12 protein-coding genes are annotated in these 14,437 nt (G+C 43.2%); 5 read left to right on the forward strand and 7 right to left on the reverse strand.

Translation table 11 applies throughout. The features are described 5' to 3' along the window. Window positions 1-128: 128 nt before the first annotated feature. Complete coding sequence (locus M1F03_RS00620) at window positions 129-2,855, forward strand: ATP-binding protein (RefSeq protein WP_251464849.1); 2,727 nt, start codon at window positions 129-131, stop codon at window positions 2,853-2,855. Here the strand turns inward: M1F03_RS00620 and M1F03_RS00625 are convergent. Then, window positions 2,832-3,977: an MFS transporter gene (locus tag M1F03_RS00625; RefSeq protein ID WP_251464850.1), complete on the reverse strand. Its 1,146-nt coding sequence runs from the start codon at window positions 3,975-3,977 to the stop codon at window positions 2,832-2,834. The two genes, M1F03_RS00620 and M1F03_RS00625, sit on opposite strands and share 24 nt — an antisense overlap. Before the next feature lie 235 nt (window positions 3,978-4,212). Here M1F03_RS00625 and M1F03_RS00630 point away from each other — a divergent pair, with 235 nt between their 5' ends. Both M1F03_RS00630 and M1F03_RS00635 read left to right on the forward strand, forming a co-directional pair. Next, window positions 4,213-4,995, forward strand: coding sequence for an SDR family NAD(P)-dependent oxidoreductase (locus M1F03_RS00630; RefSeq protein WP_318840049.1), 783 nt, complete (start codon window positions 4,213-4,215; stop codon window positions 4,993-4,995). Window positions 4,996-5,595: 600 nt separating this feature from the next. Beyond that, window positions 5,596-5,898: a hypothetical protein gene (locus tag M1F03_RS00635; protein ID WP_151207081.1), complete on the forward strand. Its 303-nt coding sequence runs from the start codon at window positions 5,596-5,598 to the stop codon at window positions 5,896-5,898. A gap of 665 nt (window positions 5,899-6,563) precedes the next feature. On the opposite strand, the gene M1F03_RS00640 is transcribed toward M1F03_RS00635, so the two are convergent. The 5 genes from M1F03_RS00640 to M1F03_RS00660 all read right to left on the reverse strand — a co-directional run bounded on the left by M1F03_RS00640 (window position 6,564) and on the right by M1F03_RS00660 (window position 11,252). Continuing rightward, entirely contained in the window at window positions 6,564-7,013 is a 450-nt protein-coding gene (locus M1F03_RS00640; RefSeq protein WP_251464851.1) for a GntR family transcriptional regulator, read from the reverse strand. Window positions 7,014-7,299: 286 nt separating this feature from the next. After that, the gene (locus tag M1F03_RS00645) at window positions 7,300-7,752 is read right to left on the reverse strand and encodes a universal stress protein (RefSeq protein WP_251464852.1); all 453 of its coding nucleotides are present in this window, start codon (window positions 7,750-7,752) and stop codon (window positions 7,300-7,302) included. A gap of 20 nt (window positions 7,753-7,772) precedes the next feature. Further along, window positions 7,773-8,546 (reverse strand): siderophore-interacting protein, encoded by a 774-nt coding sequence (locus M1F03_RS00650; protein ID WP_251464853.1) that lies wholly within the window; start codon window positions 8,544-8,546, stop codon window positions 7,773-7,775. A gap of 85 nt (window positions 8,547-8,631) precedes the next feature. Beyond that, window positions 8,632-9,687: an HlyD family secretion protein gene (locus M1F03_RS00655; RefSeq protein ID WP_251464854.1), complete on the reverse strand. Its 1,056-nt coding sequence runs from the start codon at window positions 9,685-9,687 to the stop codon at window positions 8,632-8,634. A 23-nt stretch (window positions 9,688-9,710) separates the two neighbouring features. Continuing rightward, window positions 9,711-11,252: an MFS transporter gene (locus tag M1F03_RS00660; protein ID WP_318840050.1), complete on the reverse strand. Its 1,542-nt coding sequence runs from the start codon at window positions 11,250-11,252 to the stop codon at window positions 9,711-9,713. A gap of 141 nt (window positions 11,253-11,393) precedes the next feature. Here M1F03_RS00660 and M1F03_RS00665 point away from each other — a divergent pair, with 141 nt between their 5' ends. After that, the gene (locus tag M1F03_RS00665) at window positions 11,394-12,296 is read left to right on the forward strand and encodes a LysR family transcriptional regulator (protein ID WP_251464855.1); all 903 of its coding nucleotides are present in this window, start codon (window positions 11,394-11,396) and stop codon (window positions 12,294-12,296) included. Window positions 12,297-12,596: 300 nt separating this feature from the next. Here M1F03_RS00665 and M1F03_RS00670 read toward each other — a convergent pair whose 3' ends face one another. Further along, a complete protein-coding gene (locus tag M1F03_RS00670) occupies window positions 12,597-13,226 on the reverse strand; it encodes a TetR/AcrR family transcriptional regulator C-terminal domain-containing protein (RefSeq protein WP_004926195.1) in 630 nt (209 codons plus the stop codon). A 128-nt stretch (window positions 13,227-13,354) separates the two neighbouring features. On the opposite strand from M1F03_RS00670, the gene M1F03_RS00675 reads away from it, so the two are divergent. Next, a complete protein-coding gene (locus M1F03_RS00675) occupies window positions 13,355-14,437 on the forward strand; it encodes an HlyD family secretion protein (RefSeq protein ID WP_318840051.1) in 1,083 nt (360 codons plus the stop codon).

Genomic DNA, 14,437 nt, shown 5'->3' on the forward strand with positions numbered 1-14,437 from the left:
CTGAGTGTGATGAAAAATCACCCATGTTATTATTGCTGAATTAACTCCAGCGCTATGTGACACGTTGCCCCTGATTTTATACTACCGCTGACCTGCAACAGAGGATCCCGACAGAAGAGAGTGACACCATGAAAGCTACCGATGAAATCCGCTTCGCTGAGTGGCAAATTTGGCCTCAATTGAGGATCCTACTGCATCGCGGTAAACCGGTTAAAATTTCTGCTAGAGCCTTTGATGTGCTGGTTGTTCTGGTCAGTGCAGAAGGTGAAGTCGTCAGTAAAGACAGGTTGCTTACTCAGGTATGGGGTAATGAAATTGTTGAGGAAAATAATCTTCAGGCGCAAATTTCCGCAATTCGCCGCGTGCTTGGCCGTGATCGTCATCTTCTAACGACCGAATTTGGTTCCGGATACCGCTTTAATCTTTCATCCAGACCTCCAGTAATATTGCCAGAGCCAGCCAGAAAATCTCCCGTTGTTTTCCCCTTCCTGACATCAATTTTAGGGCGTGACCAAGCTGTACAGGCGGTCAGCGCCTTAATGCGTCAGCATCCTCTGGTCACCATCACGGGTCTAGGCGGCGTGGGTAAGACACGTCTTGCATGGGAAGTCGTTAATCGGGTCCGCACAGAGTATCCCGATGGTGTGTGTGTGGCTGAACTGGCACACATCACCGACGCCTCCAGTCTTCTCTCTGTTTTCTCGCAGGCCTTGCATCTACCATTGGCTGCTATTCATAACGACCATGATTTATCTCACCAGCTTGCTCGACGCGAATGCCTGCTGATGATTGATAATGGCGAACATGTGATTAAAGAATTAAAACCGGTGATTGCCCTGCTACTGAATGCGGCACCGAATATTACTATGTTGCTTACCAGTCAGGTGGCAACAGAGATGGCAGGTGAGCAACAGTACCTCTTACCGCCACTTCAGGTTCCGGAAAAAGAAGAGACCGATTTTCAACGTTTGCTGCTGTTTCCCAGCGTCCGCCTGTTTATTGAACGGGCTCAGGCCCAGCGATTTGATTTCCATCCGTCAAATGCGGAACTCTCTGTGATAGGTGAATTATGCCGTCATCTTGACGGGCTCCCCCTAGCAATTGAACTTGCTGCCTCTCGGTTGCCCATTATGAGCGTCAGTGAGATTTATCATTGTTTGGAGGATCGTTTTCAGCTTCTGAGTAACAGGCAAAGCGTTCGGGTATCCCGACATCAAAAAATCAAGACTACGCTGGAGTGGACTTATCAATTACTCAATCCACGTGAACAGAAATTATTCTGCTCTTTGGGGATTTTTACCGATATGTTCACGGTAAATGCGGTTATCGACTTCTTGCAGTCCCCTGAAGAAAATGGTTGGCAGATTGTCGACGATCTCCAACGATTACTCTCTTTGTCACTGATTCAGGTCAGTACTCAGGTACCCGTTACCCGTTTTCGTTTACTGGAAACACTCCGCCAGTTCGCTTGCGATAAACTCAGGCAGCAAGGCGAATACCCAAGGCTTGCCGCTCAACTTGCTGATTATTGCCATCGCCAAGCGGAGCAAGCTCAGCTTGATTGGTATAAGCTGCCAACGAAACAGTGGCGAGCACGTTATGACTCTGTCCTTAATGATTTACGCAGTGTTTTGCAGCACACCTTAACTGAAGGGGCTGATCAAGCAAAAGGGCTTGAGATATTACAGGCCATGACGCCGTTCTGGATTGAATATTCACTTTATAATGAATGCCAGCGTTATATTTATCCGTTGCTCGGTGAAGCGCCTTTAACATTACAGCAGAGAATGAATCTCAACGCAGCAGCAGGCAAAGCGTCTACTTGGGCAAAAGGGCCTACTCCTGAAACTTGCCTCACTTGGCAAACGGCGCTGACACTTGCAGAACAACTCGACGATAACGAGATCCGCTTACAGGCTTACTACGGACTATGGTTGTATAACTTGCGAACCGGAAAACTGGATCAATCGCTTCACCATGCGCAGTCAATGTGCATGCTTGCGCGAACGATTAATGATACTAACGCGCTGGCTACAGGGTTGCGAATCTTGGGGGTATCTTGGCATTTTTTGGGTCAGCATGCTCTCGGTCGCGATTATCTGCAACAATCTCTGGATAGGTTTGCCATTGACGGTTCCGGTCACACTTTCCGTTTTGGACTCGATCAGGAAACTGCCGGTGAGGCATTTTTATCCCGTGTACTCTGGGTACAGGGGGAGTATAGAGCCGCTAAGCAGGTGGCATGGCGAGCAGTGAAAAAAGCGGCACGTTTGCAACATATTTGTTCGCTGTGCTGCGCACTGGCCGAAGGTGCCTGCATGACAGCCGCGCTGGATCGTAATCCACGTTGGGTAAGAAAGGCCGCTATCTGGCTTATTGAACTGGCAGAAAAGCACGATCTCTATTTTTGGAAAACCTACGGTGAGTTGTTTCTCCATTGGGCTGAGCAGTTCAGCCATCCCGCTATCAAGCAAACGACATTGTTTAACTCGCTGCGTGCTATGGGATTAGACTGGCAGTACTCCCCTTTATTATCAGAAATGGACACCAGACTGTTACAGCAAACCCCGCATGAAAATTGGTGTACGCCCGAACTGATACGTCTTGCCGCCACACACTTACCTATCTACGCCCAGCGCCAGCAACTGGAACTGGCACTGAATAAAGCACACCAGCAACAGGCATATGGGTGGGCTTTGCGCATCGTTTGTTCGCTGGCGACGCTACAGGCTGAAACGGGTGACAACGTGGGGGCAAAACAGTTAATCATGGAGGTGCTAAACCATATTGATGATTCTCAACACTCGACAGATATCAGAAATGCGGTCGCGCTATGTACTCGTCTGGGGGGATGAAGTGTTGCGTCTGATGGCGATTAACATACCCAATATCACCAGCCCCGCCCCAGCAGCAACGATCAATGTCCAGTTATGCGTGCTCTCCCATAGCCAGGTGGCTGTCAGTGAGCCGCATGCACCACCTATAAACATGACGCACATAAAGAGTGTATTAAGACGGTTTCGGGCATCGGGGGACAAAGAATAAATGGTGTGTTGATTGGCGATCAGGACACATTGTTCTCCCGCATCCAGTAACAGAATCCCCACCACCATACCGGCTATACTGTTCCAGCCCCAGAAAACAGCCCAAGCCAGTAGCATGAGTACCACGCCCAAGATAACCATTCGGAAAGGGCCTTGACGATCGCTGACACCTCCTGCCAGAGGCGCGCACAGAATTCCGATTAACCCCAGTGCTGCCAGCGATCCCGTTATACCCGCACCGTAATGGTAGCGATGAGCTAGCCAGAAAGGCAGTGCCGTCCATAGCACACTGAAGGAAGCAAATAATAGGGCCTGTGTCAGTGTGGCATTCCGCAGCAGTGGCTCGCTTTTCCACAGCAGCCTTAAGGAACGCAGTACCGCGAGGTAGTTAAATTTCGGGGTGGGCAACGACTGAGAAGGCAAAATACGGGCGATGAAAAATATCGCCAGCAGTGTCATGATCGCGCCCGATAAAAAGACCCCCCGCCAGTCGAAATACTGACCGATAAAACCGCCAATAGCCCGTCCCGCGAGAATTCCAGCCAGAACACCGCTCATTACCGTGCCCACCGTTTTACCGCGTGACGAACTTTTTGATAGCGAAGCCGCAAGCGGTACGATTTGTTGGGCGACGGTTGCTGCAACGCCCGTCAGGAAGGAAAAAAACACCAGTACTGATGCTGTTGGAGACAGTATCATGCCGACCAGTGCCAGAAACAGAACTTGTGCCTGACGCAGGATAAGTCGTTGACGTTCTATATAATCGCCCAGTGGGATCAGTAAGAACAAGCCAGCTGCATAACCTAACTGGGTGGCCATGGGGATCAACGAAACCGCTTTCCATTCATTAGGAAAAGAGCCGGCAATCAGATTCAAAACGGATTGATTAAAATAAATATTAGCGACAACAATACAGCAGATAATTGCCAGCATTAGGATCCTGACTGAAGAAAGCTCGTGGCTATCACGACACATGTTCACACCTCGTTCTAAACTCAATGTTGTCCACTCTATGCAATGCCAATCTTCGATTCTTTGATCACTTTTTTCAGACGTCTGAATTTTGCTCCCCAAGCGTCTGAAACAGAAATTTGCGACTAATGTTGTTCACATTAATCATGGGTCATCATGTAAGGAGCAGAAAATGGATTTAAAACTGGCAGGAAAAGTGGCTCTAGTAACCGGGGCCCGAACCGGTATTGGTTTCAGTATTTGCGCAGAGCTGGCGGCGAATGGCGTGCATCTGGTCATGGTTGCTAGACAAAAAGCGGAATTGATATTAGCAGCACAAAAAATTGCAGATAAATACGGTGTAACGGTTCTGCCTATTGCTGGGGACGTCACGGATCCTGAACTGCCTGAGCTGGTGGTCAAACAGGCCGAAAGTGTTTTTCAGCACATTGATTTGCTCGTAAATAATGCAGGAAGAGCCCATGCGGGCACGCTGCTGACCACATCAGAAGAAGAGTGGCAGTCGATGACAGAAACTAAATTTTCTGCAATGCGACGTTTTTGTAAGGCCGTCATCCCCAGAATGCAGGCCCGAAACTGGGGACGGATTGTGAATATTTCCTCTATTGGCGGGATCTATCCAAACCCGCAACTGACGGTTTCGCATGCTCTGAGCGCGGCAATCAATAACCTGACCCGTAGTCTGGCACTGAGTGTTGCACCTAATGGAATTTTGGTCAATGCAGTGGGGGTGGGCGCTGTCACAACCGATAATTGGGCCCAGAATATGCTGCCGAATGTCCGCAATCGTCGTTCTGAGCTGGCTGACAAAACGGATAAGGAGGTTATGGCATTACTGGGTAAAGAAAAAACACCTGTAGGCCGTTTTGGATTGCCGGAAGATATTGCGGCAATAACCGCATTCTTACTGTCTGATCGGAATCAGTTTGTTACCGGTCAGACCATTGAGGCTTCAGGCGGGGCTGACCGGTTTATGTAATATGCCGGATGCTCCTTACAGACGCTGACTGATTCATGGGTATTTTCGAGTCAGCCAGCGTGGCAGAGTGTTTCAAGCAAAGAGCAACAAACACTATCAATCTCAGGTTTGATTGCTACACTCAACATCACGATACTTTTATTTCGTGATTCTCTAACCACTATACCCTCAAAAACTAATTTGGGGGCATTAATGGGCGCACTGCTATCTATCCAACTCAGTAAACTTATTTAATATCAATGCTATTACCCATAAAATGAGACTTCCGTGATCTACTTAAGTTAATCCACCCTTTTAAATTTAATATATAAAAAGCTATTCATAGTTAACTTAGTTCAATTGAGATTATCCCATATCACTTCTTGTTGGAGGAGTCACTGGGGTACCCCATACTTTTCGTTTTTCTATGTCATAGATAGGGATTACAGGGGCTTTATTATGGTTCTTAATGGTATAAAAATTAAAGCGTCAAAGCCGCTGGATCATATTCTATCATCAATGTATCTTGCTTCATTAAATCAGATTGATTGTAAGACTCTAAAGTTAGGTTGGTTTTACTGCCGTAATAAAAAATTAGGATAAAGGTATTAAGGAGTGAGTATGAGTTTATTTAAAAAAGATGTCACTAACCGGGTTATACAGAATATCATTATAGAAAGGTTAAAAACAGATATATCAATAAACAGAAATGAAATTATTGATATAATTATTTCTAAAAACTCTTTTTTATTCAAAGAGATTGAACATGAAAATGGGATAGAATGGGTTATTGGTAATATGGTGGACTGGTTTTCTGCATCCTATACATTAAAAAAATTACCGGCTGATTTTTTAGAAGATTATGAGAAAGTAAAGATGAAGTCTAAAGGTCGATATATTTCATGCTTCCAGCTTAAAAAATAATAATTTAAATACTAATCTCATGTAAGGGGGAGGCAAGGGGCCATTGAAGGAAGAAACTATAAGATAACAACAAGTAATAGCAAACAAAAAGCTAGTGGAATGGAATTATAAATAATATATTGGATTTAAATATCGGGTTAGATTGTTGATTCCGGTATTCTAGCACTGGAAGAATTCGCTCTCATATGGGCTGAAAAATGCCCGTAAATTAGCAAAAGAGGCTATGCACATGGATATTGGAGAAGCTTGAACACATTTATTTGGATGATATTCGTAAAGTGATTTATGTTAGCTTTTGAGGGCTGATATGATGAATTCCGCTACTTGTATCTCCGGTATTTTATAACCGCAGCATGGCAGCTTTTTGAACTAGAAAACTATCGTTTTCAATGCCCTTTGGGGGGCATTTCATATTCTCACCCGCAATGAACTAGGCGAGGTGATATCATTATATAAATTATCATATGGTGAAATCTACTATTTGAGAAACCTTATCCTTAATTGAGTACTTTATCATTCACTCATCATAATGATGACTTATGTAATGCCATGATAAACGTTGGTTGGTATAGAAAGGTGTTCGTGGTAAGAACACCTCTAGAGGCATACTAAGAATAAATCCAACTAAAAGATAATAATATTAATTTGATACTATAGTGATACCTTTAGCTCCGTTGATCTTTTTCCAATATAGTAAGAAGGCGCTCTTTTGTCGTCCTAATATGTTTTTCGAGTAAATCAACAGCGCTCTCGACTTCATCTTGTCGTAATGCATTAATGATGGAATGATGCTCCTCCCAACCATGATGGGTTGAATCACTTTCAAGCCACCTAACTCTTTGTAATTGAAGCATCGCATCTTGTATACCTTGGATAATAAAATCATTATTAGACAGATTGGCAATCCATAAGTAGAACTCATACCCTATTTGCTCAGATTGCTCTGGTGTACTTTCTGAGGTAAGTGCGCTTAATATTTTTTCTATTTTTATGAAATTGCTCTCTGTAATGTTGTGACCCCCAAGTCTTATCGCGGCTATTTCAAGAATTTTTCTATAGACGAATAATTGTTCAATCTCGTTGATATTAATCGGGGAAACTAGCCATGCGGACATTCAGGATACTAGCGATATAGCAGCAATGCTTAATTAGCCTATAGTGGAGTATAATTGATTGAAAGCGTAGCCGTGAAAAAATACCAAATGGCTACGTTATAAGATAATCAATCATCCATATCATATTCTTTTTCGCATTATCTACTATTCAATATATTGCCCGAAAATTAGCTAATGTGCATTTTTTAATAATTTGGGTAAATAGATGGGATTCTGAGTTAAGTTAGAAAGCCAAATACATTAATGCCCCAATGTAATTGCTATATTACATTGGGGGATAAATAGATTATTGAGGTTGACGAGGAATGACGAGTACAGGTTGAGTGATGGCATCTAACAAACTGCGAGTTACTGAGGTATTGAGTAGCCGACTCAGTGAGGACAGGTGTCGATGTGAAATAATAAGTAGATCGCCATTGAGTTTTGCCATCTGCTCAGGGATCACCTCGATAGGCGTACCCGCGGCTAACACTCCTTGAGCTTGGAACCCCATGCGCTTTAAAGCTTGTGTAACTAGGTTCACTTGCTCTTCGGCTAATATTTCTTCCCGCTGAGCGGCGGGATACTCATTACGTTCATCACTCTCTATTCTTAGCCCTGTTCGACTAAGGGCAAAAGTACTATCGATAACAGTGAGTACGATGATCTCCGAAATACAGCCTTGTAAGCGCTGTATATACTGCAACGCATTGTGGCTATGCTCAAAGCTATCTACAGCGAGTAAAACTTTATCAATCATGGCGATATCCTTCCATTTGCTTAGGCTGAACCTTTAAAGTTCGATTCCCCTTTTTTCCAATAACCTTTTGCGAATAGGGCTGTTTTTGGGATCCCAACTTCATTAATGAAGTGGTTTTTTAGGTAAACCGCGACTTGTTGCTCACAGGCTAGCCATACTTGCCCTCGAGCTGCTGGTAGTTGACAGCGACTCACTGCTTGGACAAGAGGACTGTTCATCACATTATCGAAATGACGAGTACGTATCGACCAGCTATTGACTTGTAACCTAGGGTCATCAATACGTTGAATTTCTTGTCTGTCACTAACCTCTGCAAACCAAAATACTAAAATCGTATCTGATAGCGTATCAAGGATACTGTTCATGGCGGGCAGTGCTGTTTCATCACCTAATAAAAGTACCCAGCGTGTTTCCGGTTGTAAGCGAAAACCCCCAGAGCAAGGACCAGCAAACCCAAGTTTGTCACCTAATACTGCATTTTCAGCCCAACTGGCAGCCGAGCCTTCGCCATGTAAAACCATATCAATATCTATGGTTCGAGTAAATTCATTGGCGCCTCTTATGGTGTAAGCGCGACCTACTAGTGTATCTCGGTAAGGGAAAAAGATTTTCATCCAACTAGCCGGCTCATGAGTTCGCGGATCATCAATAAATTTATCTATATCATCGCCACATAAGGTGATACGTTTCATTTTGGGTGTTATCTGCCTTATTGCACACACCCTCGCTTCCCGTTTACGGCGCGTATCCTTTTCAATCATTTCATCAACCATTTTATTCTGTGTCGTGTGCATAAACGGTTCCTTCTATTTGATATCGTTGACGGATAGGTTTTATTGGCATCCAACCGATCATAAAAGATTGGTATAATTTTGTGCTCTATTGCCTTTCATCCAATGTGTTGATGCTCACATCCACTGACATACCGACACGTAGCGCTTTCATTACAGCCGCATGTTCTTTATTACTATCAAACATTATTTTGACGGGAATACGCTGTACAATTTTGGTGAAGTTACCTGTTGCATTTTCAGGGGCAATCGATGAAAAACTCACACCAGATGCAGGCGCAATACTGTCGACATAGCCTCTGAGTGTTTGATCAGGAAAGGTATCAATGTTGATATCGACAGGCTGACCATGGGTAATTTTTTCCAACTGAGTTTCTTGGTAATTAGCGATGATATAGAGCTTATTTTGTGGCACGATGGCCATTAGGGAATCACCTGGTTTAACGAATTCACCCACACGCAAACTTTTCTTACCAATAACACCACTAATTGGAGCTGTAATACGGGTATAGGAGAGATTCAATTCCGCCATTGCTTTTTTAGCTTGAGCTAATTGCAATTCCGCATCACTATCAGCTTGTTTTGCTTGTAAAACTTGCAACATATTTTTGGCTGCTTTTAACGAAGCTTCCGCTTGTTTTACACTTGCAGACATGGTGTGAACACGGGTTGTCGCTTGTTGGGCCGCCTGTTGCGATCCCGCACCAGTGGCTGCTATTTTGTGATAACGCGTTTGTTCTTGGCGGGCAAATTGGAGTTCAGCTTGTGCTGATTGAAGCTGTGCTTGTGCCGCTGCAATTAAGGCGTTTTGTCGCGTAAGATTCGCTTTAGCATCCTCTTGACGAGCCAAAGCGGATTGCTCTTGCGCTGTCGCTTGTGATAATGCAACCTGAAATTCACGTTGGTCGATAACGGCGAGTAATTCGCCCTGTTTTACCCACTGATTATCTTCAACTAAGACTTTGCTAATCACGCCTGCAATTTGTGGGGAAATACGTGAAATATCAGCACGAATATAAGCATCATTTGTACTCTGTATTGTTGTTTTAATAAAAAACTTATTAATTAATAAACCCAGAGTCATGATAATAATGGCCAGTATGACCATAGATTTTTTATTAACCATAAACTTTATTTTACTCATTCTAAATTCCTGATAATCAATGGCTACGCAGCGGTAACAGAGCGCGGCGGATAAATACGAGTTGGCATAAACATAACCAGCCCCACGAGTAATAACGCGAGTCCTGATACCAGCATATAAAGATCTGAGCTTGCCAATACATACCCTTGTTTTGTGGCGAGCTGTGTAAGTTCTCCCGTTGAACTCAGAGAGATATCTCGGTATGTTGAGCCAAAACCATCAGTGATGATGTTTGAATGGAAATCACCGCGTTGTCGGTTCAATAACGCAATCGCTCCTCCAGCCGCGGTAGCCGCAAAGCCTTTTACCGCGTTAAACCATGCCGCCGCAAAAGGGCCATCTGTTGGTAGCAATCCCCCTGTTGCGAACATTAATAAGGGGATAATTGCCATTGGCTGAGCAATTGCCTGTAATAATGAAATGACGCGAAAAGTATCGCCGTTCCATTCCGGTGTGACTTGAGACGCTAGTAAGCAAGCTGTAGCCATGAGTATTAGGCTTATTGCGAGTATCCAGCGGCAGTCAACTCGTGGTGTATTACAAATCATGGCGACAACTGGCAAAGTAATCAGCTGAGGTAGTGATACCCATAGCATCATGTCGGAGATCTGTTCCTGCCGATATCCTTGAATAACCGATAAATAGCTGGATGTGATGTTGACTAAAGAGACCATAATCAACAGCACACCACCTAATGTGATCAATGAAAAAGAGAGGTTTCTTTTACCTAATAACTGCAAGTTAAAAAAAGGTAGAGGGTGATACCATTCATTCATTAAAAATAGGGCTAACAACCCAAGGCCACCAACCAATAAGACATATATCAGAGGGGAATTTAGCCAATCGAGCCTTTCGCCTTGAGAGATACCGATGGTTAACATAGCAAGGGTACTTACACCCAGTAACAGGCCGCGCCAGTTAAATTGTTTCAGCCGCTCTAGCCGTAGCGGATCCTGTGGTAGACCATAACCAATGCACAGGGTTGCAATAGCCATTAATGGGATATTCCAATAGAAATAACCGCTCCATCCCCAATGAAAAGCAAAAGCGGCAGCAGTGGCGCCAAATGTTGCACTCCAAGCAGAAACCCACCCGTAAGCCCCTAATCCCAGCACTTTGATTAGTGGTGGCATAAAACGCAGTACAACGGTCATTAGCATGGGGGGAAGTGCACCACCCGCGAAACCTTGCAAGCAACGCACGGCCAGTAGTAAGGAATAGTGCTCAGCAAACAACGGGGTGATCAGTCCACCAATCAGATAAATTGTACACATGAATAATGCGACGCGTCGTAAAGAAAAAGTTGGCCAAAAACAAGGGGTAAAGCCAGAGCCAATGACAAAACCCGTGACATAACAGGTAATTAGCCAACTACCAGTATCGATATTGAGTGATATAGCACCTTGAATATCTGCTAAAGCAAATTTGCTTGCATTCTCGCCGATCCCACTTGCCATAACAGCCAAAAAAACACCAAATAAACCCATCCAAGTGCGTCCATTAATTTCGCTTGCACTAACGAGCCATTTGTTTTTGTGGTGCGACGTAATAGACGCATCAACCATTCCACTCTCCTACAATGTCAGTCATCACACTTTATTTTCGGAGATAGTATCTAAATTTTTTTGGATTGTTTAAAATGAAATCATGTAATTAAGTTATTGCATAAAATGCAATCCAGGAATTAGGCTAAAACAGGAGATATCATGCCACAAAAGGTTGATTTTAATCTGATTTATGCATTGAATTTGCTGCTTGAAGAGGGAAGCGTGGTCGGTGCAGCAGAAAAAATGAACCTAAGTGCACCTGCAATGAGCCGAATTTTGGGGCGTATTCGTGAACAATTTAATGATCCGATTATGGTCAGAGCAGGGAAAAATCTAGTACCAACACCTCGAGCATTAGAATTAAAACAGCGGCTTACTCAGATTATCGAACAAGCGGAAGCCCTAATTCAGCCAAGTGAGATATTTGATCCAAAAACTTTAGAAAGAACCTTTACGATACGCGCAAATGATATTTTTATTGGCGCACTTGGCGGCGGATTATTAGAGACTCTACGTGAAATGGCGCCACGCAGTAGCCTAAAGTTTATTGCTGAAAGCGATATTGATGATGATGCCTTGAGAACAGGTAAGGTAGATTTGGTTATTGGTTCTTCGCGTAATTGGCACCCAGAAATTAAGGCTCAAAGTTTATTTACTAGCACATTTCAAGCGTTAGTACGCCCCAACCACCCAATCATCAGAAATGTGACACCGGAAACATTAACCCATTATCCTCATATCAGTGTTTCAAGGCGTGGTCGAACACAAGGGCCAATTGATGATGCGTTACGTGATTTAGGTTTGCAACGTAATGTGGTATTGACCTTACCTAGCTTCCATTCAGCGATGATGTTGACGATGAAGTCAGATTATATTCTGCCATTACCTCGTCATGTCCTTCTGGGGGTGAGTAATATTGGGTTGCCGTTAGTGGAAATCGAATTGCCTCTTGAATTGGAATCCGTATTTATTGTTCAGGCATGGCATCCTCGGTTGGATAGAGACCCTGCTCATCAGTGGTTGCGGCAAACGATTAAGCAATATTTCTTGAAACGGGAATAATTAACAGCACCCGAGCCATTATTATATGACCGATGTGAGGGGATAGGGTGCTTTATTCCAGCATAATAATAGATAGTTCCGCATTGCCAGTAACTTTACCTGTCCAATACTCATTGGCGCCTAACATACCAGTAAGTAACATAACGTATTTTAAATAATCAAAATAGATAAATTATCAACCTACTATACTGGTTTGGTAGGTTTTTTGTGGTTTGATTTTAAGTTATATCGATATTTTTTAGCGGCTGGTATTTTATAATACTGCCGCCTGCTTTTGGCATTTAATGAATTTTTTGGGAATTATTTCAATGTTCCTAAGCCACCAATGATGAGGTTTAGCCCGTCTATAAAGCGTTGGTCATAGTTATCAGAAAACAATGTTGCTTTAGCCTCCCATGTATATGGGTACTTATCATTCGATAATTTATTGAATTCATTTAATTTTTCTTGTAGATCATTGCCGTTAGAAAAGAGAGCCGCTTGCTGCTCAATACAGCACCCTAAAATAAAATAGAACACGGTCATGGTGCAGCTTGCTGCTTTGTCGGCGGACATTCCTGACTGTACGAATGTTTTGATTAATGCGTTATTAATTCGTAATACATTATCTGAAATTGCATAGGTTCCAGCGAAAACACGGGCGCCATCTCTGTGTTGTAAGAGCGCTTTTCGTAACTGAGTTGTGATCTTCAGTAAATTAGATTTCCAATCATCACTATCGCACTCATTGAGTGCAACCTCCGCAACAATGTGATCTGCCATGCCTTCGACCAATGATAACTTATTGCTGAAATGCCAATACAGTGAAGCGGCTTTGATATTCAGTGCGTCCGCAAGCTTGCGCATCGTTAATCCATCAATACCTTCTGTTTCTAAAAGTTGAAGCGCGGTCTCAAGTATTTGTAACCGTGTGATTTTTGGAGTTTTCATAAATAATTCTCATTTAGCTCTTTATTCCCTAACAATGTTAGTTTAACATATTTATCCAACCTAACAATGTTAGATTGCAGGTGTTATTTATTGCGTTGCCAATCGGTGTAAGTATAGAGGTCCATAGAATGACGACAAATGAGACTAAACAATTTTCAAGAAAAATCATTGGATTAACACCTTGGGTTAGTCTGTTGTGTGTCGGCGTATTAGTTGCTATGACGACCCTCAATTGGGATCGGTGGCAAAGTAATCGACGCTATCAAGAATCGAATAATGCCTACATTAAATCGGACTCTGCAATATTGAAATCAAGAATGACGGGGTATATCTCACGTATTTTGGTGGAGGATTATCAATATGCCCGAGAGGGAGAAGTGATTGCAGAAATTAACAACCAAGAGGAGTTGTTAAATCAACAGATTGCTAAAGCTAACTATGAAAAAGCACAGCAGCAACTCAATAATCTTGCGGATGAAATTAAAGAGTATGACCTGACCATTGAAAAATTATGGAACCGTTATAAAGCAGCAGGTATTGAGGTTTCTCAAATGCAGCGTAGTCCTTTACTGCGTAAAGAATTAATTAAAAGTGGGGCGATCACTTCTCAAAATCATCTTGATGCTCAATCAGATTTACAGCGATTAATAAAATTAGAGCAAGCAGCTAAAGCCGAATGGGAGCAAGCAAAACAATCTAAATTAGTATTAATGCAACAAGAAAAGATCCGTCTGGCAGAACGAGATATTGCATTAGCAAATTATCAACAAGCAGAGACGCAAATTTCGTATGCGACGATTACTGCACCTTTTGATGGGCAATTAAATAAAATTAAGCTGAATGTAGGCAGTTTGGTAACGCCAGGCACCGAAATTGTCACCGTCACACCGCGTTCACAGCCTTATGTCATTGCGCAGTTAAAAGAAACCCAATTAAAAAATGTTCAGTCGGGGCAGTCTGTAGCTATTTCAGTGGATGCTTTTCCTGATATGACATTTAGTGGCGTAGTGCGTGATATTGGAGCACAAAGTAGCGGAGAGTCCGCTTTAATTCCCGCAGATAATAGTAGCGGGAATTTTACAAAGGTGGTTCAACGGATCCCTGTTTATATTAGTTTATTATCAGAGCAATCGGCGATAGATAAGTTGCGTCCGGGTATGTCGGTCATTGTGAATATTGATACTCAGAGTACGCAGTCACAAGGAGACTGA

The organism is Providencia sp. PROV080 (assembly GCF_033688105.1).
Taxonomy (GTDB): domain Bacteria; phylum Pseudomonadota; class Gammaproteobacteria; order Enterobacterales; family Enterobacteriaceae; genus Providencia; species Providencia zhejiangensis.